This is a genomic window from Burkholderia sp. AU17457 (genome assembly GCF_002223255.1).
GTDB classification, from domain to species: Bacteria; Pseudomonadota; Gammaproteobacteria; order Burkholderiales; family Burkholderiaceae; genus Burkholderia; species Burkholderia sola.
On the sequence record NZ_NKFB01000003.1, the window covers coordinates 546339 to 566550 of the forward strand.

Below are 20212 nucleotides of genomic sequence, written 5' to 3' on the forward strand. Positions count from 1 at the left end.
CGCGGCCGGGGCCGCGCGGCTTCATCGATCCGCACCCCTGCAAAAAGGCTCGACCGGTATCAGCCGGTCGAGCCTTTTTGTTTCATGTTTGCTGCACTTACTGGCGATGCCGCTCCTCGTGGCCGCCCTGCGGCGGCGGATTGCCCGGACGCGGCGCCTCGACGTGCGGCGCCGGCTGCGGCCGTGGCTCCATCCGCGGGGCGGGCATCGACGGGCGCGGTTCCATCCGGGGCGCCGGCTGGGGTTGCGGCCGCGGCTCCATGCGCGGCGCCTGCGGCTGCGGGCGCGGCACGTCATGCACGGCGGGCGCCGGCGGGCGGTACTCGTTCACGCGCGGCGGCGCGACTTCGCGATGGGGCGCCGGTTGCGCGAAGTCCTGGCGCGGTCGCGGCGCGGGGGCGGCCCGTTCGGGCTGCGGCTGCGTTTGGTGGGCCGGCGTCGGGAGATCGGGGCGCGGACGCGGTTGCGGAATCTGCGCGATATGGTCCGAATGCGGCTGCGGTTGCTGCGCGCTAGGCGTTTCGTTCCGGCCGCCGGATTGCACACCCTGCGGTGTCGGCACGCCGTCCGGATGCGCCGCGGCCGCGCTACGGACGGGCGGCAGCGCATTCTGTCCTGCCGCGTGCAGCGCATTGGGCGGCGCGGCGCGCTGACGCTCCATCGGCGTGTGCGGCTGCATCCACGCGGGCGACGACGGTGCGCCGGCTGCACGTGCATTGCCGATGTCCGACGGCGCGTTGTTCGCGCCCGGCGGATGCGGAACGCCGTTGCCGGGCGCGAACGCCTGATGCGGGATCGCGCTGCCGGCCACCTGCGGCGCCCCGCCATTGGCGAAGCGGGGAGCGGTGGGGTTTTCGCCGTTCACCGGCCGCGCGACGTTCGGCATGCCCGGCGTCGGTACGCCCGGCCGGCCCGCCTGCTCGCCGGCCGGCGGGCCTTCGCGCCGCGCGCGGCCCGGCTGCACGACGGGGCCGTGCGGATTCACGAGTTGCACATTGTGCATCGCCCAGGCGCTGCCGCCCGGCTGGCCCGGAACGCGGACCGGACGCGCCGTATAGTCCGCCGGCACGTTCGTCTTCACGACCGGCGCGCCGGCGCCCGGTACGCGCCCGCCGTGCTGCGCGAGGTGGGCGGCGGCCTGGTCGCGATACGCGGGCGGCACGGCCGGATTGCGCGTCGCGACATACGGGTGTTGCGCGATCGCCGCCGGCGGACGGTAGCTGGCAGTGCGCAGCGCGCCGGTGAAGCTCTGACGCACCGGCGCGATGCCGGGCGTGCCCGGCGTGACGTGCGCGTTGCGCCATTGCTGCGGATCGACGTGCTGCGAGAAGTGCGCGACCGGCTGGCCGTGCACGAACGCGGCGGCCGGCACGACCGTGATCGCGTGCGGCGCGCGGAAGTTCACGTACGTCTTGTTGATGTTGGTGATATTGGTGATGTTCGTCACGTTCACGGTCTTGTTCACGTTGACGTTGTTCACCACGATGTTGCGGTTGACGCGGTCGTAGTAGTGCGGGCTCCAGCCGCCCCAGCCCGGATGCCACGGTTCGCCCGGACCGAGCGCGAACCACGCGCAGCCGGCCGCGGCAACGCCGCCGACCGTGAGCGCGACGCTCCAGTCGGAACCGCCGCCACCCCCACCGCCCACGAACGCGACGAGCGCCGGCGCGTAGGCGGGCGGCTGGCTGGCGACCATCGGGCCGGGCACCCAGGCCCAGCTGTCGTCCACGTACGCCCAGCGGCCGTAGTGATACGGCGCGAAGCCCCACGGCGCGTCGTCGACCCAGGTCCAGCCCCATGGCGCCTGCCAGATCCAGTGGCCGTCGTGATACGGCGCCCAGTCGGCGGGCGTGTCGTTCGGTACCCATACCGCGCCGTAATTCGGGGTTTCGCGCCACGTGCCGTTCGCGTCGAGATCCTGGTAGCCGGGAATGTCGCGGGACACGTAGCGGGCCGACACCGAGCGCGCTTCGGCCGCGTCGCGGCTGGCGGCCCACTGGTCGAGCGCGTCGGGACCCGGTGCGGCCGATTGCTGCGCGACCTGCAGGTCGGTGCCGGTGAACACGACCTGCTGCCCGGGCGACAGCGGGTACTGTCCGTTGCTGCCGTAGACGGTCGCGCTGCCGCTGCGCATCGTCACCGTCGTGCTCGCGCCGTTCGGCGCGACGTCGACGCGATAGTCGCCGGGGCCCGTGATCCCGAGCGCGAGGTTCGGCGTGTCGATTTCGTACGATCCGCCGGCCGGCAGGCCGCGCACGTGCGTCGAGACGGTGCCGAGGCCCACCTTCAACTGCGTCGTCGTGTCGTCGAGGTTCAGCAGCGACAGGCTCGTCGATTCGCCGAGCCGCACCGCGGTCGAGCCGATGTGCAGTTCCGAGCGCGCGCCGGCATCGTTCCAGAGCTGGTCGCCGGTCGTCAGCGGCCGGTTCACCGCCGCATACGACCAGGTATCGGTGCCGGCCGGTTCGGTCGTCACGGCGCCCGACAGGTAATTGAGCCGCGCGACGCGGCCGGGCGGATCGCCGCCGGGTTGCCGTGCCGCGGCCGCAGCCGGCGGCGCATCGGCCGATTGCGCGAAGACGAGCGGCAGCGCCGCCAGTGCGGCGAAGGCGAGCAGCGTGTAGCGGGCGGTGTGCTTGAGCGCGAACAGGGAAGCCATGGTGAGCGTCATCGTTGTGATCGCGGCGCGTCGATTCGTGCCGTCCAGTTCACGATATCCGCTTGGTCTGTTTCAAGGCACGGTGTTTTGTAAGTCGAATGGCACGCGATGTAACAAAACCTGTCCGTCGCGCGCCGTTGTCGTGCAGCTGCAATGCCGGCGTCAAGCGGACGTAAGCCACGCATCGAAAACCTGCTGCCCGGGCACCGTGACGCGCAGCACGCGCGGCCGGGCGGCGCGCTCGATCCAGCCGTGTGCGCAGAAGCTGTCGAGCAGCGCCGCGCCGAGTGCGCCGCCGAGATGCGAACGCCGCTCGCTCCAGTCGAGACAGCCGCATGCGAAGCGGCGCCGGCGCGCGCGCTGCTGCGTGACGTCGATGCCCCATTGCGCGAGCGCCTGCGTGCCGCGCTCGGTGGTGTCGATCGCGTCGCCGTTCGAGAACAGCCAGCCGCGCGCGGTGAGGCCATCGAAGATGCGCACCGCGAGCTCCCCGGCCATGTGGTCGTAGCAGGTGCGTGCATAGCGGAGTTCGGCCGGGACGGTGCGCGACGGCGGCGGAACCGGGCGATGCGGCGCGGCCGCGCGGGCGACGTTCGCGAGCGCTTCGAGCGAGGCCGCGACGTCGGCCGACGCGATGCGGTAGTAGCGGTGCCGGCCGCGCACGTCGAGGGCCAGCAGCCCGCCCTCGGTCAGGCGCGCGAGGTGCGCGCTCGCGGCGGACGGCGACAGCCCCGCGATCATCGTCAGTTCGCCGGCCGGCCGCGCGCTGCCGTCCATCAGCACCCACAGCATCGCGGCGCGGCCGGGATCGGCGATCAGGGCGCCGATGCGGCTCAGGCCCGGAAAATGGTGGTCGTCTTGATCGGTCATCGTCGTGTCTCGTCGAGCGGGTTGAGGGCAGTGTAGTCCGTGCGCGCATTCGATGTTTCGCTTCCGGATGAAATGTCGGATGCAGCCGCGGCGCGCTTGCGCGGACCGGGCTGCGGCCCGTTGCAGGGCACGCGTAGAATGGCCGGACGCGGCGGCAGCGGGCCGCCGCATGTGACGCGATGCAACGATGAAGACGATTTTCTGTGTGTTGGCGGCCGCGCTCGTGTGTGCGGCCTGTGCGTCGGGCGGCGCGGGGACGACCGGCGGGCGCGGCGGCAGTATCGAGATGTACGGGACGATCGACCAGGGCATCACGGTGCGCCGCTGACGGGCGCCGATCCGCGCGCGAGCCGGCATGGCCGCCGGCGCCCCGCCACGCGGGGCTTGCCGCGACGCGTTGCCGCAGTGCAACGTATAATGGCCCGATTACAGCGCCCCTGCCGCCTGGAGCCACAACAATGCCCCAACCGTCCCCCGTGCCGGCCGCTCTCGACCGCACCGAAACCGTATTCCGCTTTCTTGCCGAGCCTTCGTCCGTGAACTTCGGCGGCAAGGTGCACGGCGGCGCGCTGATGAAGTGGATCGACGAAGTCGCGTATGCGTGCGCGGCCGTCTGGTCGAGCCGCTATTGCGTGACGGTCAGCGTCGGCAACATCCGTTTCCAGCGTCCGATCCTGGTCGGCAATCTGGTCGAGCTGAAGGCGCGTGTCGTCGCGACGGGCCGTACCAGCATGCACATCCACGTGTCGGTGCACGCCGGCGATCCGAAGGGCGGCGTGCTGCGCCAGACGACCGATTGCCTTGTCGTGTTCGTCGCGGTCGACGAGAACGGCAACCCGGTGCCGGTGCCGCCGTTCGTGCCCGAAACCGACGAGCAGAAGGTGCTCGCCAAATATGCGGCCGACGTGCGGGCCGCGCTCGACAAGATCGTCGAGATGAAGCCGGAAGAGGTCGCGAAGGGCACCGTCTGAGTGCCGCGGGCGCCGCGCTTGCCGCGCCGCGCCCGCTGTCCTGCCTTTACTGCCTTTATCGCGTCCCGATCATCTGCTCGGGGCGTACCCAGGCATCGAATTCCGCCTCGGTCAGGTAGCCGAGCGCGAGCGCGGCCGCCTTCAGCGTCGTGCCTTCCTTGTGCGCCTTCTTCGCGATCTGCGCGGACTTGTCGTAGCCGATGTGCGGATTGAGCGCCGTCACGAGCATCAGCGATTCGTTCAGCAACAGGTCGATGCGCGAACGATTCGGCTCGATGCCCACCGCGCAGTGATCGTTGAAGCTCTGCGCGCCGTCGGCGAGCAGCCGCACCGACTGCAGCACGTTGTGCGCGATCATCGGCCGGAACACGTTCAGCTCGAAATTGCCGCTCGCGCCGCCGACGTTGACCGCGACGTCGTTGCCGAACACCTGGCAGCACAGCATCGTCACGGCTTCCGACTGCGTCGGGTTCACCTTGCCCGGCATGATCGAGCTGCCCGGCTCGTTTTCCGGGATCGACAGCTCGCCGAGCCCGCAGCGCGGCCCGCTCGCGAGCCAGCGCACGTCGTTCGCGATCTTCATCAGGCTCGCCGCGACCGTCTTCAGCGCACCGTGCGCGAAGACCAGCGCGTCGGCCGCCGCCATCACCTCGAACTTGCTCGGCGCCGTCACGAACGGCAGCTTCGCGAGACGGCCGATCTCGTCGGCCACGCGCACCGCGAACTCCGGATGCGCATTCAGCCCGGTGCCGACCGCGGTGCCGCCGAGCGCGAGCTCGTACAGGTGCGGCAGCGCCGATTCGACGTGACGGATGCCCTGGTCGAGTTGCGCGACATAGCCGGAGAACTCCTGGCCGAGCGTGAGCGGCGTGGCGTCCTGCAGGTGCGTGCGGCCGATCTTCACGATGTCGGCGAACGCCTTCGACTTCGCGTCGAGCGTCGCGCGCAGCGTGCGCAGCGCCGGCAGCAGGTGATTGACGATCGCGTACGCGGCCGCGATGTGCATCGCGGTCGGGAACACGTCGTTCGACGACTGGCCGCGATTCACGTCGTCGTTCGGATGAACCTTGCGCGCTTCGCCGCGCTCGCCGCCCAGCAGCTCGCTCGCGCGGTTCGCGATCACCTCGTTGAGGTTCATGTTGGTCTGCGTGCCGGAGCCCGTCTGCCACACCGCGAGAGGGAATTCGCGCGGATGCTTGCCGGCGATGATCTCGTCGGCGGCTTCGATGATCGCGTGCGCCTTGTCGTCGGCGAGCACGCCGAGCGACTGGTTGACGGTCGCCGCGGCGCGCTTGACGATCGCGAGCGCATGGATCAGCTCGGGCGACTGCTTCTCCGTCGAGATCCGGAAATTCTGCAGCGAGCGCTCGGTCTGCGCGCCCCAGAGCCGGTCGGCCGGCACGGCGATCTCGCCGAACGTGTCGCGTTCCATCCGAACTGCTTCATTCATGATGCACTCCTCCTGGAAAGGGGAAAGGCCGCGCGTCGTCGCGCGGCGTCAGGCGTAATCAGACGTATCGTGAGGCAGTCGCGCCGCTTGCGCGGCGTCTCGAGGGGCTCAGCCGACAAGCATAGCGCCGGCCGCGATTTCGTGTCGTGTCGCGCCCACGGCGCGTGACGCGCGCAAACCGGCGCTAGCGCGCCGCCGCGATGAGCGACGCGGTCTTGCGGTGAAAGCGCCATGCCATCAGCACGGCGACGCTCGCGAGGCCCGCCGCGAGCCCCCACCACAGGCCGCGCGCGCCCAGGCCCGCGTGGAACGCGAACCAGTAGCCGGTCGGGAAGCCGATGCCCCAGTAGCCGAGGGTCGCGGCGAGCATCGGGATGCGCGTGTCCTTCAGGCCGCGCAGCGCACCGGACCCGACGGTCTGCATCCCGTCGACGATCTGGAACACGGCGGCGATGCCGAGCAGCGACGCGGCGAGCGACACCGTGGCCGCGTTGGCCGGGTCGTCGAGGTGCAGGTACAGGCCGACGATCGTATGCGGCGCGACGATCATCACGACGCCCGACAGCGACATGAAGCCGACGCCGAGCGCGAGCGCGACGAAGCCCGCGTGCCGCGCGGCGACGGGCGAGCCCGCGCCGATCCAGTAGCCGACGCGCACGTTGGCCGCCTGGCCGATCGCGAGCGGCACCATGAACGATACCGACGCGACGTTCAGCGCGATCTGGTGCGCGGCGAGCGACGTCGCGCCCAGCACGCCGACGGTGAGGCCGGTGGCGAGAAAGAGCGTCGATTCGACGCCATACGTGATCGCGACCGGCCAGCCGATGCCGATCAGTTCGCCCATCACCGGCAGCTTCGGGCGCGCGGCGGTCACGAAATGGCGGAAGCGCTGCCGGCCGTGCAGCAGCCAGATCAGCGCGAGCGCGGTGAGCCAGATCGTGATCGTCGTCGCGACGGCCGACCCGAGAAAGCCGACGCGCGGCAGCCCGAATGCGCCGTGGATCAGCCCGTAGTTCAGCACCCCGTTGACGCCGACGCCGCCGATCGACACCCACAAGAGCCGTCGCGCGGCGCCGATCGCCGGCAGGAACGCGCGCATCAGCCCGACGCCGATCAGGCTGCCGAGCGCCGCGAAGCGCAGGATGCCCGTGTATTCGCCGACGTGATGCGCGAGCAGCGGCGGCTCGTGGAACATCAGCAGGATCGGTTCGGCCAGCGACAGCGCGACGATCGCCGGAATCGCGAGCAGCACGGACAGCGCGAAGCCCGTCCAGTAGATGTGCGGCACGCGATCCTCGGCCTGCGCGCCGCGCGCGTGCGCGACGCTCACGCTGACCGACGACAGCACGCCTTGCAGGATCGTCACGATCACGAAGAAGAAGTTCGCGCCGAGTCCGCCCGCCGCGAGCGAATCGGGGCCGAGCGAACCGAGCAGTACCGTGTCGGTGACGCTCATCGCCATCTGGGACAGTTGCGCGATCGCGAGCGGGGCGGCGAGGCGCGCGGTATCGGCGGCATGACTGGACAGGGACGGCGGCGCGGCGGCCGTCCGCGTGAGACCGGAATGCGACATGGAATGGGCGCTCGCGCGGGTGCGGGCCCGCGCGCTATGTCGTTATTTTGAGAGACGGCTAGCTTACGGCTTTATGCGTACCGTGTCGAACGCGTGCGCCGATGGCCATGTCGGGGGCAGGGGGAACCCCTGCGGTCGCTACGCTTCGCGTACCGCGATGCGCGTGTCGCCGAGCAGCACGACCTGGCCCGCGCGGATCTTGCACGTCTTGCGAAGCTCGACCGCGCCGTCGACTTTCACGGCGCCGGACGCGACGATCAGCTTCGCGGTGCCGCCGCTGTCCGCGAGGCCGGTGATCTTGAGAAGGTTGTGCAGCTCGACGTATTCGCCGGTCAGCGTGAAATCCAGATTGGGCATGACGAGGAAGGTGCGCGGCGCGCGGGAGGAAACGCTCCGCATCATACGGCACCGCGGGCCGGCACGCGAGCGCGGGCCGCCGTCGCACGTTGTAAAGGACTGTGAGCGATTCGTCAGCAAATGAAACGGTGGGTAACAGTCTGAGAGATTCGCGAACCGGCCGCGTGGGCCGCGGGTCTTCTGTCGTACCTGCTGCGTGTTGCGGCGGGGAACGCGACGGACCGCATCGCTGCGGACCGGGCGCACAACTTCTTGAGGAGAATTGCCATGTCCAAGATTCGTACGATGCTGATCGGTGCCGCGCTGACGGCGTTCGCTACTTCGGCCGCATTCGCCCAGACGGGCACGACGGCGCAAGGCGCGGCCGGCGCCGGCGTGCAGGCGCAGACCCCGGCCGCGGGTGTCGGTGCAGGCGTGCAGGGTGGTGCCGGCGCGAACGCGTCGGGCAATGCGACGGGCGGCGCGACCGATGCGGTCGGCGCGGCGGCCGATGGCGCGAAGGATACGACGTCGTCGGCCGTCCATTCGACCAAGAAGCACGCGAAGCATGCGGCGAAGTCGGCCAAGAGCCATGCGGGCTCGGCCAAGGCAAAGGCCGACGACGCGACCGAAGGCGGCGCATCGGTCGGCGCGCAGGGCGGCGCATCGGCCCAGGGCGCGACGCAGTAAAGGGTGCCCGGCGCTTGTCGCGACGTTCGTTTTCGGACGGTGCGTCGCGACGAGCGATCGTCCGACGGCCCGGTTCGCTTCGCGCGAATCGGGCCGTTTTCATGAGGTGATACGCCCAGCGGGACGCGTCCTTACGGCCGGCGCTGGCCTTGCCCCTGTCCTTGGGCCGGCCGTACGGCAGCCGGCGTGAATACGCTGCGCAGCCACGCGGCGAGGCGCGCGAAGACGTCGTACGGTTCCTCGACGAAGATCTCCGGCTTCAACAGCCGCAGGTATTCCATGATCTGCTGCGCTTCCTGTTTCTGGAACGAGCCGTGCGCGAGCCCGAGCCGCAGCAGCCCGCGCAGTTCGCCGAGCTTGTCGCGCGCGGTGCTGCCGACGCTCATCTCGCACGCGAGCTTGGCCTCGTAGATTCGCTGCCGCAGCGATTCCGCGAGCCGCCACGCAGGCGTCTGCATCAGTTCCTCGAGCGTCTGGATGTCCTGCGCCGCGGCCTTGATCTGCGACGCGAGCGGGTCGATCAGCGACGCGTCGCCCTGCGCTTCGGCGACGATCGCCTTCGCCCAGTCGCGGCATGCCTTCGCGAGTTCGTCGGGCGTCCATTCGGAGCGCGACGCGAAGCCGAAGCCGAATTCACCGGCCTGCCGCATCAGGATCGCGACGACGTCCGGAAATTCCTTGTCGAGCGTGCGCTTGGCCCATGCGTACTGGCCGCCCTGCAGCATCCGCTGCACGGCGTGCTCGGTCAGCGGCACCATGTTGTCGAGCAGCTTGGCGCGCAGGAAATCCTCGAACGACGGCGTCGCGAATTGCGGGTCGAGTTTCAGCGACACGCGGACGAACGCGTCGTAGTCCTTGCGCAGGGACTCGAGCGTGTCGTCCTTGAGGGAAAGGGTGATCTGGCCCATGAATCGTCTCGATGGCGCCCCGCGCAAGCCGGCGCCGGCACGGCGCACCGGAGCGGGCGCAGCGTCGACTGACCGATGCGCGCCGGGGCCGGTGGCGGGTCTTCCTCTCCTATATCGGCGCACCGGGCGGAAACTTGAGCGCGCGCGATGGAGCGTACGCTCAGGCGGGCGGCCAGTGCGGCAGGACGATGCCTTGCCACAGGAAGAACACCGCGAGCCCGGCCGCGATCGTCACGAGCGGGCGGCGGGTCGCGGCCGACACGAGCACGGCCGCGAGCGCGCCGACGAGCTGCGGATTCCGCCAGGTCAGCTCGGCCGTGCCGCCGTGCGGCGAGACGGCCATCGGCACGATGATCGCGGTCAGCACGGTGACCGGCACGAAGCCGAGCGCGGTCCGCACGAGCGGCGGGAACGTCAGCCGCTCGCCGAACAGGAACAGCGTCGAGCGGATCGCGTACGTGATGACGGCCATCCCGAGGATCAACAGCGCGTAGCTCACGATGCGGCCTCCGGGCGAGAGCGGGCGCGCGTGCGATCGTGCCGCAGCGTGAGCGCGACGCCGATCGCGACGCCGGCGGCGACCGCGCCGAGCAGCCCGAGCTTGTACGGCCAGCCCTGCCAGAAGTATGCGAGCGTGCCGGCCGTCGCGGCCGCCGCGAAGTAGCGCAGCGTGCCGAGCTGCGGGACGACGATCGCGATGAAGGTCGCCGCCATCGCGAAATCGAGGCCGAGCGACTGCAGACCGGGGAACGCCGTGCCGAAGCCGATGCCCGCGAGCGTCCAGACCTGCCAGTTCAGGTACATCGCGAGCCCGGAGCCGAAAAAGTAGTGGGGGCCGATCGTGCCGGGCGGATAGTGCCGGTAGTGCCCGTACGCGACCGCGAACACCTCGTCGGTCATCAACGCGCCGAGCGTCGCGCGCCAGCGCAGCGGCAGGTGCGCGACATAGGGCGCGAGCGTCGCGCTGTACAGCAGATGGCGCAGGTTCACGATCAGCGTCGTGGCGAGCACGACGGCGAAACCCGCGCTGCCGGCGATCAGGCCGAGCGCGATGAACTGCGCGGAGCCCGCGAACACGGCGAGCGACATCAGCGCGCCATGCCAGGCGGCGAGCGGACCGGCGCCGACGAGCGTGCCGAAAATCACGCCGAACGGTGCGGCGCCGATCATCATCGGAATCGTGTCGCGCGCGCCGTCGAGCCATTCGTTGAGCGGGCGGCGCGCGGACGATGCGGGTGTCTTGTTCAAGAAGCGCTCCTCCATAAGCGGGAGGATAGCGGGCCGGCGGCGGGCCGGCTTGTATGTTCTTGCGCTCTCGGGCGCGGGGCCGGTGCCCGCGTGCCGGCCGGCGCGGGTCGCCGCGCGGCGCGGCCGGCGGCGGCGGGAAGCCCGTGCGTCAGCTTGCCTGCCAGCGCCCGGGCGGCACGCCGAACATCCGTTTGAAATGCCGCGTGAAGTGGCTCTGGTCGACGAAGCCGCTGGCCGCCGCGACGTCGGCGACCGGCACGCCCGCGCGCAACGGCGCCAGCGCGCGCTGCAGCCGCAACTGGTTGCGCCACGCATGCGGCGGCATGCCGGTCGTACGCGTGAACAGGCGCGCCGCATGAAACGGCGACAGGCCGACCGCCTGCGCGACGTCGTCGAGCGTCACGGTGGAGGTCAGATCGGCGGCGAGCCGCTCGCGCATCGCGTCGACGCGCGGTTCGTCGGCGGCGAGCGGCGCCGGCCGCGGCCGCACGTCGGCGTGGCGCGCGATCAGCGTCGACAGCGCGTCGAGCATCGCGGTTTCGGCGGCGAGCGGATCGTAGATGCGCGGCGCGTCGGCGGCCGGATCGCAGGCCGGCTGCCCGGGCGCATGCGCATGCGACGACAGCGCTCGCTCGCTGCCGGCTTCCAGCATCCGGTGCGCGAGCGTGAGCCGGGCCGCGAGATCGGCGTCGCGGATCACGTCGGGCGCGAACCATGGCGCGTCCTGCGGGCGGCCCGCGATGGCACTCGCGAGTTCGCGGATGAATTCCACCGGCATGTAGCTGACGCGATAGCACCAGCCCTCGTCGGCGGCACGCGACCCCGTATGCACTTCGCCGGGATTGATCACGGGCACGGTGCCCGTTTCGGCGACATAGCCGGTGCCGCGATAGGTGAAGCGTTCCGCGCCTTCGAGAATCACGGGAATCGTGTACGCATCGTGCCAGTGGGGCGCGAACGCGTGATCGCGATAGGTGGCCGTGAGCAGGTCCGCGTCCGGCACGAGCGGCGTGCGCCAGTAGCGTGCGGAATCGGGGAGGCGGGGGGCGGCGGACATGATCGGGCGCGGGAGCGGTCGAATCGACAGTGTATCGCTCGCGCGCCCGGCGGGTGCGGGCCTACTTGACCGGAATCGTCGTGCCGGCCGGCATCGGCACCGCGGTGACGGCGTTCTTCGGGCTGCCGCTGACGATGCGGTCGCTGTAGGTCAGGTAGACGATCGTGTTGCGTTTCTTGTCGACCACGCGCACGACGTGCAGCGTCTTGAAGATGAACGACATGCGTTCGCTGAATACGTCGGTCTGCTGCTTGAGCGGTTCCTTGAAGCTGATCGGGCCGACTTGCCGGCACGCGATCGACGCTTCGCTCGGATCCTCGGCGACGCCGAGCGTGCCCTTGATCCCGCCGGTGCGCGCGCGCGACACGTAGCAGGTCACGCCGTTCACGACCGGATCGTCATAGGCCTCGACGACCACGCGATCGGAACCCGTGACGCGGAAGTGGGTGTTGACGCTGCCGACTTCCTCCGCGTACGCGAGCGGTGCGGCGGCGACGGCGGAGAGCAGGAGGGCGGCGGGGGCGAAACGGAGGCGGCGATGCTTCATCGATGGGACCGGATGCGGATGCGAGACAGAGACTCTAGCATGCGCATGACCGGGCACGAAAAGCAGGAAGGCGGATCGGCGGCCGGAAAAACAAAAGGCCCGTCGAATGACGGGCCTTTCGCTATTTGGCTCCCCGACCTGGGCTCGAACCAGGGACCTACGGATTAACAGTCCGGCGCTCTACCGACTGAGCTATCGGGGAATAAATCGGTACATCTGCGTGTTGCGTCGTTCAACAAAAAACCCGTCCACTTTCAACGGGCCTTTGCGTTTTTGGCTCCCCGACCTGGGCTCGAACCAGGGACCTACGGATTAACAGTCCGGCGCTCTACCGACTGAGCTATCGGGGAACAAACAACAACAGCAGAGAAACGAGATTGTATGGAGTGTTCGCTAACCTGTCAATACTTTGGAGCCGCGCAGCATAAAATTTTTTGCAGTCGCCGCCGTGCGATCAGCGCTCGAGCAGGTGCAGCTTGTCCTGCACGTCCTTCCACTCGTCCGCGTCGGCCGGCGCCGGCTTGGTCTTCGTGATCGACGGCCAGTTCTTCGCCAGCTCGGCGTTCAGCTCGGTGAACTGCTGCTGGTCGCCCGGAACGTCTTCTTCGGCATAGATCGCATTGGTCGGGCATTCGGCGACGCACACGGCGCAGTCGATGCACTCGTCCGGATCGATGGCGAGAAAGTTGGGACCTTCACGGAAGCAATCCACCGGGCACACATCCACGCAATCCGTGTATTTGCACTTGATGCAGCCTTCGGTCACAACGTGAGTCATTAAAACGCTCCTGCTTGGCGGTATATATGGGGTGGCGTTTGCGCCAAAAGCGGCATTGTAACTGAAGCGCCAAACCCGCATGACGAGGTCGGCTATCCGGCTTATATCGTTTCGTGATTAGTTTATGGGATGCGCGGCACGGCTGCCCGCACGCCGGGCACCGGCGCAATGCGGCAACGCGGCGGCGCGGTTTCACGATGGTCCGGCCCGCATTCGGGTAACATGGCCGGCAGGCCGGGCGGCGCGCGGTGCGCCGGGGCCCGGCCACGATATTGGCGGTGCCGTCATCATGATCATCACTTCGCTGCTGGACACGGATCTCTACAAGTTCACGATGATGCAGGTCGTCCTGCATCACTTTCCCGCTGCAAACGTCGAATACCGTTTCCGCTGCCGCACGCCCGGCGTCGATCTCGTGCCGTACATCGACGAGATTCGCGACGAGGTGCGGGGCCTGTGCTCGCTGCGCTTTTCCGACGTCGAACTCGACTACCTGCGGCGGATGCGCTTCATCAAGAGCGACTTCGTCGACTTCCTCGCGCTGTTCCACCTGAACGAGAAGTACATCTCGATCACGCCGTCGCCGAAGGGCAACGGCGAGATCGACGTCGTCATCGAGGGGCCGTGGCTGCATACGATCCTGTTCGAGATCCCGGTGCTCGCGATCGTCAACGAAGTCTATTTCCGCAATACGCAGCGCGAGCCCGACTATCGCGAAGGGCGCGAGCGGCTGCGCGAGAAGATCAAGCTGCTCGGCGCGAAGCCCGAATTCGCCGACTGCAAGATCGCCGACTACGGCACGCGCCGGCGCTTCTCGAAGGTCTGGCACGAGGAAGTCGCGCTCACGCTGCGCGACGGGCTCGGCCCGCAGTTCGCGGGCACGAGCAACGTGCTGTACGCGATGAAGCACGGCATCACGCCGCTCGGCACGATGGCGCACGAATACCTGCAGGCGTGCCAGGCGCTCGGCCCGCGGCTGCGCGATTCGCAGATCTACGGCTTCGAGATGTGGGCGAAGGAATATCGCGGCGACCTCGGGATCGCGCTGTCGGACGTCTACGGGATGGACGCGTTCCTGAACGACTTCGACATGTATTTCTGCAAGCTGTTCGACGGCGCGCGCCACGATTCGGGCGATCCGTTCGACTGGGGCGAGCGGATGCTGCGCCACTACGAGGCGAACCGCTGCGACCCGCGCACCAAGGTGCTCGTGTTCTCGGACGCGCTCGACATCCCGAAGGTCATGCAGCTGTACGAACGGTTCCGCGGCCGCTGCAAGCTCGCGTTCGGCGTCGGCACCAACCTCACCAACGATCTCGGCTACGTGCCGCTGCAGATCGTGATCAAGATGGTTCGCTGCAACGGCCAGCCGGTCGCGAAGCTGTCGGATTCGCCGGGCAAGAGCATGTGCGACGACAAGGCCTATCTCGCGTACCTGCGCCAGGTGTTCGGCATCGCGCAGCCGGTCGAGGAAGACGCGTCGAAGTAGGCTTTGGCCGTTCGGCCGAAGGTGTGTCGCGGCAGAGGTGGCCGGTATAATCTGACGTATTGCACGCCAACGTCACGAGGACCGTTCATGGACACTTCCGCCGCCCGTCGCCAGATCCTCGCGCGCATTCGCGCGGCGCAGGGGCGCGCGGCCGAACCCGATGCAGCGGAGCGCGACGGCGTCGCCGACTATCTCGCCCGTCATCCGCCGGGCCCGCGCCCGCCGGCGCCGGCCGACCTCGTCGCCGCGTTCGTCGACGAAGCGGGGCGCCTGTCGACCACGGCCGACGAAGTCGCGACGCTGGCCGACGTGCCGGCCGCCGCCGCCCGCTATCTTGCCGCTCGTGGTCTGCCGACGCAGGCCGTCGCATGGCGCACGCTGGCCGATCTCGACTGGGCCGGCGCCGGCCTGTCGGTCGAGTGCCGCAAGCCGCGCGACGGCGATCTCGTCGGCCTGACCGGCTGCTTTTGCGCGACCGCCGAAACGGGGTCGCTGGTGTTGCTGTCCGGCCCCGACACTTACGCATCGGCCGGCCTGCTGCCGGAAACCCACATCGCGATCGTACCGGCGTCGCGCATCGTCGCCGGCCATGAAGACGCGTTCGCGCTGATTCGCGCGGAGCGCGGCGAGTTGCCGCGCGCGGTCAATTTCGTGTCGGGCCCGTCGCGCACGGGCGACATCGAGCAAACGATCATTCTGGGCGCACACGGCCCATACCGCGTGCACGCGATCGTCGTACGGGGCGCATGACGCGCCTACCGCATTCACTGTTACTCGAACAAGGAAGTTCCGCATGAAACGACATGCCGCCTGGGCGGGCATGGCGTCGGGAATCGTACTTGGCGCCGTTCCCGCGCTCGCATCGGCCGCCACGCTCGACGGCGCCACGCTGTCCGCGCTCTGGGGCATCCCGTTCGCCGGGATCCTGCTGTCCATCGCGCTGTTCCCGCTCGTCGCCCCCGTGTTCTGGCATCACCACTTCGGCAAGATCGCGGCCGGCTGGGCGATCGTGTTCCTCGCGCCGTTCGCGGTCGCGTTCGGCGCGGGCGCCGCGTTCGGCACGCTCGTGCATGCGCTGCTCGAGGAATACATTCCATTCATCGTGCTGCTCACCGCGCTCTATACGGTCGCGGGCGGCATCTGCGTAAACGGCAACCTGCATGGTTCGCCGAAGCTGAATACCGCGATCCTCGCGCTCGGCACGCTGCTCGCGAGCGTGATGGGCACGACGGGCGCCGCGATGCTGCTGATCCGGCCGCTGCTGCGCGCCAACGACAACCGCAAGCATGTCGTGCACGTCGTGATCTTCTTCATCTTCCTCGTCGCGAACGCGGGCGGCTCGCTGTCGCCGCTCGGCGATCCGCCGTTATTCCTCGGCTTCCTGAACGGCGTGAGCTTCTTCTGGACGACCACCCATCTCGCGCTGCCGATGCTGTTCATCTGCGTGGTGCTGCTGACGTTGTTCTTTGCGCTCGATACGTACTTCTACCGGAAGGGCGACGAGGAGCGGCCGGCCGCGCTCGATCCGACGCCCGACGGCGCGGCGCTGTCGATCGACGGCAAGATCAACTTCGTGCTGCTGGCGGCCGTGATCGCGCTCGTGCTGATGAGCGGCGTGTGGAAGCCGGGCATCTCGTTCGACGTGTGGGGCACGCACGTCGCGCTGCAGAATCTCGTGCGCGACGTCGCGCTCGTGGTCGTGACGCTCGCGTCGCTCGCGCTGACGCCGCGTTCCGCGCGCGAGGGCAACGCGTTCAACTGGGCGCCGATCGAGGAGGTCGCGAAGCTGTTCGCGGGCATCTTCGTGACGATCGCGCCCGTGATCGTGATCTTGCGCGCGGGCGCGGACGGCGCGTTCGCGCAGATCGTCCATCTCGTCACGGGGCCCGACGGCAAGCCGATCGACGCGATGTACTTCTGGGCGACGGGCATCCTGTCGTCGTTCCTCGACAACGCGCCGACCTACCTGGTGTTCTTCAACCTCGCGGGCGGCGATGCACAGACGCTGATGACGACCGGCGCGTCGACGCTCGCCGCGATTTCCGCCGGCGCGGTGTTCATGGGCGCGAACAGCTATATCGGCAACGCGCCGAACTTCATGGTGAAGGCGATCGCCGAATCGCGCGGCGTGAAGATGCCGAGCTTCTTCGCGTACCTCGGCTGGGCGCTCGTCGTGCTGATACCGGTATTCCTGCTGACGTCCTGGCTTTTCTTCCCGGCGTAAGCTGACGTTTTTCAACCCCGAGCGGGCGGTTCCGGTGGCGCATCGCGCGCCGCGATCCGTCCGCGGCATGCGGAGATGGCGATGCAGAAGATCCTGGTCGCGCGTCCGATCTTTCCGGACGTGATCGAACGGCTCAAGCAGTATTTCGACGTCGACTGGAACGACGGCGACGCGCTCGCGCCCGATGCGCTCGCCGCGCGCCTGGCCGACAAGGACGGCGCGCTGACGGCCGGCGACCCGATCGGCGCGGCCACGCTCGCGGCGGCGCCGCGCCTGCGGGTGGTGGCGAACATGGCGGTCGGCTACAACAACTTCGACATGGCCGCATTCAACGCGGCGAACGTGCTCGGCACCAACACGCCCGACGTGCTGAACGAGTCGACCGCCGATTTCGGCTGGGCGCTGATGATGGCCGCCGCGCGCCGGATCGCCGAATCCGAACACTGGCTGCGCGCCGGTCACTGGCGGAAGTGGGCGTACGACGGCTTCCTCGGCAGCGACATCTACGGCTCGACGCTCGGCGTGATCGGGATGGGCCGTATCGGCCAGGCGCTCGCGCGCCGCGCGCGCGGCTTCGGAATGCAGGTGATCTATCACAACCGGTCGCGGGTCGCGCCCGAGATCGAAGCCGAGCTGAATGCCGAATACGTGTCGAAGGACGCGCTGCTCGCGCGAGCCGATCATGTCGTGCTCGTGCTGCCGTACACGAAGGAGAACCATCACACGATCGGCGCGGCCGAGCTCGCGAAGATGAAACCCACGGCGACGCTGACCAACATCGCGCGCGGCGGGATCGTCGACGATGCGGCGCTGGCCGCCGCGCTGCGCGACGGGACGATCGCCGCGGCCGGCCTCGACGTCTTCGAGGGCGAGCCGAGCGTGCATCCGGCGCTGCTCGAGGTGCCGAACGTCGTGCTGACGCCGCATATCGCGAGCGCGACCGAAAAGACGCGCCGCGCGATGGCCAATCTCGCCGCCGACAACCTGATCGCCGCGCTGGGCGAGGGGCCGCGTGCGGGGCAGCCGCCGAATCCGATCAACCCTGACGTGATCGGGAAGCCGCGCGCATGACGACGACGTTGTTGCTTGCGGCGGTCGTCGTGCTGGCCGTCGCGCTCGCGGTGGCGATCGTCGCGCTCGTGCGCGGCGGCGGCCGCCACGACGACGCGGCCGTGCTCGGCGACCAGATCGAGGACGCCGCGCATGCGCAGGCGCGCGCGGTCGAGCGGCTCGAACGCGAATTGCGCGGCGAGATCGTCGAGAACGCACGCGGCTCGCGTACCGAGCTGGCCGGCAGCTTCGCCCAGTTGCAGCAAACGCTCGCCGCGCAACTGACCAGCGTGGCGACCGTGCAGAACAACCAGATCGAGGGGTTCGCGCAGCAGCTCGGCAAGCTCGTCGCCGGCAACGCGCAGCAGTTCGATGCGATGCGCGAAAGCGTGCAGCGCCAGGCTCAACAGGCGCGCGAGGAACAGGCGGGCGCGCTGCGGCTGTTCGGCGACACGCTGAACCGGCAGCTCACGCAACTGACCGAGGCGAACGACCGTCGGATCGGCGAAGTGCGTGCGACGCTCGAACAGCGGCTGAAGGAAATCGAGACGAATAACGCGGCGAAGCTCGAGGAGATGCGCCGCACCGTCGACGAGAAGCTGCACGCGACGCTCGAGCAGCGGCTCGGCGAATCGTTCAAGCTCGTATCGGATCGGCTCGAACAGGTGCATCGCGGGCTCGGCGAGATGCAGACGCTCGCGGCCGGCGTCGGCGATCTGAAGAAGGTGCTGACCAACGTGAAGACGCGCGGCACCTGGGGCGAGGTGCAGCTCGAGGCGCTGCTCGAGCAGATGCTGACGCCCGACCAGTACGCGAAGAACGTCGCGACGGTGCCGAAGCGTACCGAGCGCGTCGAATTCGCGATCCGGCTGCCGGGTCGCGACGCCGGCACGCGCGACGCGTCGCCGGTATGGCTGCCGATCGACGCGAAATTCCCGCGCGAAGACTACGAGCGGCTGATCGACGCGCAGGAACGTGCCGACGCGGTGGCCGTCGAGGAGGCGGCGCGTGCGCTGGAGGCGCGGGTGCGGATGGAAGCGCGCACGATCGCCGAGAAGTACGTCGCGCCGCCGTACACGACCGACTTCGCGCTGCTGTTCCTGCCGACCGAAGGGCTCTATGCGGAGATCCTGCGCCGCCCGGGGCTGACCGACCTGCTGCAGCGCGACTATCGCGTCACGGTCGCGGGGCCGACCACGCTCACCGCACTGCTCAACAGCCTGCAGATGGGGTTCCGCACGCTCGCGATCGAGCAGCGTTCCAGCGAGGTCTGGCAGGTGCTCGGCGCGGTCAAGACGGAGTTCGGCAAGTTCGGCGACGTGCTCGCGCGCACGAAGGCGCAGCTCGAAACGGTCACGCGCTCGATCGAGTCCGCCGAGCAGCGCACGCGTGTGATGAACCGCAAGCTGAAGCAGGTCGAGGCGTTGCCGGGCGACACGGCGGCCGGGTTGCTCGGCGCGGAAGAGGCCGAAGGCGCCGATGCGGACGACGCGTGACGCGCGTTGCCGGCAACCGCCGGACGAAAAAACGGGCGCCGCGGCGCCCGTTTTCATTTGCAGCGACGGCCGGCGCGGCCGGCTCGCGCTCAATGCGCGGCGAGCGTGTCCAGCGCGTCGCCCGTCACGCGCACGATGCGCCACTCCGGCAGCACGGTCGCGCCCATCTTCTCGTAGAAGTCGATCGCCGGCTGGTTCCAGTCGAGGGCCGACCATTCGAAGCGCCCGCAACGGCGCTCGACGGCGACAGCCGCGAGATGACGCAGCATCGCGGTGCCCAGGCCCGTGCCGCGCTGCGACGGCTGCACGTACAGATCCTCGAGATAGAGTCCGCGGCGGCCGAGGAACGTCGAATAGTTGTGGAAGAACAGCGCGTACGCGACGATCGCGCCGTCGCGTTCGGCCACCAGCGCTTCGGCAGCCGGGTGCTCGCCGAACAGCGCGTCCGCGAGATCGGATTCGGTCGCGACGAACAGGTCCGTGAGCTTCTCGAACTCGGCCAGCTCGCGCATCAGCGCGAGGATCGCGCCGACGTCGCGCGGGTCGGCCGCGCGGATCAGCGGCGTGACGCTCACGCTTCCTCCGGCGGATCGGACAGCACGATCTCGATGCCCCCGAAGCGCGACGCGACCCAGTTGTACGCATGGCACGCGATCCACAGCAGCACGAAACCGAGGATCGCGTTCAGCAGCAGCGCGCTCAGGATCGTGCTCAACTCGACCATCCCGTAACGGATATACGCGACGAGAATGCCGAGCAGCACGATCGGCACGCTGAACGTCAGGTAGACGAGGATCAGCGCCTTTGCGGTCTGTCCCGCGGCGATCGACGAGATTTGTTTCTTCATGTGCGGATTGCCCCCGTAG

The 20212-nt window shown here is 69.0% G+C and carries 21 protein-coding genes and 2 tRNA genes; 8 read left to right on the forward strand and 15 right to left on the reverse strand.

From position 1 onward, the window contains the following. Positions 1 to 97 precede the first annotated feature (97 nt). Entirely contained in the window at positions 98 to 2659 is a 2562-nt protein-coding gene (locus tag CFB49_RS04985; protein WP_089491414.1) for a DUF6600 domain-containing protein, read from the reverse strand. Between the two features lie 162 nt (positions 2660 to 2821). Beyond that, positions 2822 to 3529, reverse strand: coding sequence for an ArsR/SmtB family transcription factor (locus tag CFB49_RS04990; protein WP_089490803.1), 708 nt, complete (start codon positions 3527 to 3529; stop codon positions 2822 to 2824). A 187-nt stretch (positions 3530 to 3716) separates the two neighbouring features. Between CFB49_RS04990 and CFB49_RS36215 the strand changes: the two genes are divergently transcribed. Both CFB49_RS36215 and CFB49_RS04995 read left to right on the forward strand, forming a co-directional pair. Next, positions 3717 to 3857 (forward strand): hypothetical protein, encoded by a 141-nt coding sequence (locus tag CFB49_RS36215; protein ID WP_176730261.1) that lies wholly within the window; start codon positions 3717 to 3719, stop codon positions 3855 to 3857. Between the two features lie 130 nt (positions 3858 to 3987). Next, positions 3988 to 4500: an acyl-CoA thioesterase gene (locus CFB49_RS04995; RefSeq protein WP_027811985.1), complete on the forward strand. Its 513-nt coding sequence runs from the start codon at positions 3988 to 3990 to the stop codon at positions 4498 to 4500. Between the two features lie 55 nt (positions 4501 to 4555). Here the strand turns inward: CFB49_RS04995 and fumC are convergent, their stop codons facing one another. The 3 genes from fumC to CFB49_RS05010 form a co-directional block, all read right to left on the reverse strand. Beyond that, a complete protein-coding gene (gene fumC, locus CFB49_RS05000) occupies positions 4556 to 5950 on the reverse strand; it encodes a class II fumarate hydratase (RefSeq protein ID WP_069621045.1) in 1395 nt (464 codons plus the stop codon). A 184-nt stretch (positions 5951 to 6134) separates the two neighbouring features. Further along, a complete protein-coding gene (gene norM, locus CFB49_RS05005; protein WP_089490804.1) occupies positions 6135 to 7523 on the reverse strand; it encodes a multidrug efflux MATE transporter NorM in 1389 nt (462 codons plus the stop codon). Positions 7524 to 7661: 138 nt separating this feature from the next. Further along, a complete protein-coding gene (locus CFB49_RS05010) occupies positions 7662 to 7880 on the reverse strand; it encodes an RNA-binding S4 domain-containing protein (protein ID WP_006486208.1) in 219 nt (72 codons plus the stop codon). A gap of 267 nt (positions 7881 to 8147) precedes the next feature. On the opposite strand from CFB49_RS05010, the gene CFB49_RS05015 reads away from it, so the two are divergent. After that, positions 8148 to 8549, forward strand: coding sequence for a hypothetical protein (locus tag CFB49_RS05015; RefSeq protein ID WP_069621043.1), 402 nt, complete (start codon positions 8148 to 8150; stop codon positions 8547 to 8549). A gap of 131 nt (positions 8550 to 8680) precedes the next feature. On the opposite strand, the gene CFB49_RS05020 is transcribed toward CFB49_RS05015, so the two are convergent. The 8 genes from CFB49_RS05020 to fdxA form a co-directional block, all read right to left on the reverse strand. Then, positions 8681 to 9457 carry a DUF4088 family protein gene (locus CFB49_RS05020; protein ID WP_050011497.1) on the reverse strand — a complete coding sequence of 259 codons (777 nt, stop codon included), beginning with the start codon at positions 9455 to 9457 and terminating at the stop codon, positions 8681 to 8683. A 160-nt stretch (positions 9458 to 9617) separates the two neighbouring features. Then, positions 9618 to 9956, reverse strand: coding sequence for an AzlD domain-containing protein (locus CFB49_RS05025; protein ID WP_089434723.1), 339 nt, complete (start codon positions 9954 to 9956; stop codon positions 9618 to 9620). Further along, positions 9953 to 10720, reverse strand: a complete 768-nt coding sequence (locus tag CFB49_RS05030; protein ID WP_089434724.1) for an AzlC family ABC transporter permease — start codon at positions 10718 to 10720, stop codon at positions 9953 to 9955. The genes CFB49_RS05025 and CFB49_RS05030 overlap by 4 nt, the downstream gene beginning before the upstream one ends. 133 nt (positions 10721 to 10853) lie before the next feature. After that, the gene (locus CFB49_RS05035) at positions 10854 to 11762 is read right to left on the reverse strand and encodes an AraC family transcriptional regulator (RefSeq protein WP_089490805.1); all 909 of its coding nucleotides are present in this window, start codon (positions 11760 to 11762) and stop codon (positions 10854 to 10856) included. 61 nt (positions 11763 to 11823) lie between these two features. After that, positions 11824 to 12309, reverse strand: coding sequence for a CreA family protein (locus CFB49_RS05040; RefSeq protein WP_069621039.1), 486 nt, complete (start codon positions 12307 to 12309; stop codon positions 11824 to 11826). Between the two features lie 126 nt (positions 12310 to 12435). Further along, positions 12436 to 12511: transfer RNA gene (locus tag CFB49_RS05045), tRNA-Asn, on the reverse strand. Between the two features lie 72 nt (positions 12512 to 12583). After that, positions 12584 to 12659: transfer RNA gene (locus CFB49_RS05050), tRNA-Asn, on the reverse strand. A gap of 104 nt (positions 12660 to 12763) precedes the next feature. Then, positions 12764 to 13087, reverse strand: coding sequence for a ferredoxin FdxA (fdxA, locus tag CFB49_RS05055; protein WP_011544919.1), 324 nt, complete (start codon positions 13085 to 13087; stop codon positions 12764 to 12766). A 289-nt stretch (positions 13088 to 13376) separates the two neighbouring features. Here fdxA and pncB point away from each other — a divergent pair, with 289 nt between their 5' ends. The 5 genes from pncB to rmuC all read left to right on the forward strand — a co-directional run bounded on the left by pncB (position 13377) and on the right by rmuC (position 19346). After that, entirely contained in the window at positions 13377 to 14576 is a 1200-nt protein-coding gene (gene pncB / locus CFB49_RS05065; RefSeq protein WP_069621038.1) for a nicotinate phosphoribosyltransferase, read from the forward strand. Positions 14577 to 14663: 87 nt separating this feature from the next. After that, a complete protein-coding gene (locus CFB49_RS05070) occupies positions 14664 to 15326 on the forward strand; it encodes a LutC/YkgG family protein (protein ID WP_069621037.1) in 663 nt (220 codons plus the stop codon). A 43-nt stretch (positions 15327 to 15369) separates the two neighbouring features. Continuing rightward, a complete protein-coding gene (locus CFB49_RS05075) occupies positions 15370 to 16800 on the forward strand; it encodes a sodium:proton antiporter (protein WP_089490806.1) in 1431 nt (476 codons plus the stop codon). 81 nt (positions 16801 to 16881) lie between these two features. Then, complete coding sequence (locus CFB49_RS05080; RefSeq protein WP_089491416.1) at positions 16882 to 17871, forward strand: 2-hydroxyacid dehydrogenase; 990 nt, start codon at positions 16882 to 16884, stop codon at positions 17869 to 17871. Further along, complete coding sequence (gene rmuC / locus CFB49_RS05085; RefSeq protein WP_089434728.1) at positions 17868 to 19346, forward strand: DNA recombination protein RmuC; 1479 nt, start codon at positions 17868 to 17870, stop codon at positions 19344 to 19346. Before CFB49_RS05080 ends, rmuC begins: the two co-directional genes overlap by 4 nt. Before the next feature lie 89 nt (positions 19347 to 19435). Here rmuC and CFB49_RS05090 read toward each other — a convergent pair whose 3' ends face one another. Together CFB49_RS05090 and CFB49_RS05095 are read right to left on the reverse strand one after the other, a co-directional pair. Next, a complete protein-coding gene (locus CFB49_RS05090) occupies positions 19436 to 19921 on the reverse strand; it encodes a GNAT family N-acetyltransferase (RefSeq protein ID WP_089490807.1) in 486 nt (161 codons plus the stop codon). Further along, positions 19918 to 20193 (reverse strand): hypothetical protein, encoded by a 276-nt coding sequence (locus tag CFB49_RS05095; RefSeq protein WP_006476519.1) that lies wholly within the window; start codon positions 20191 to 20193, stop codon positions 19918 to 19920. The genes CFB49_RS05090 and CFB49_RS05095 overlap by 4 nt, the downstream gene beginning before the upstream one ends. Between the last annotated feature and the right edge of the window lie 19 nt (positions 20194 to 20212).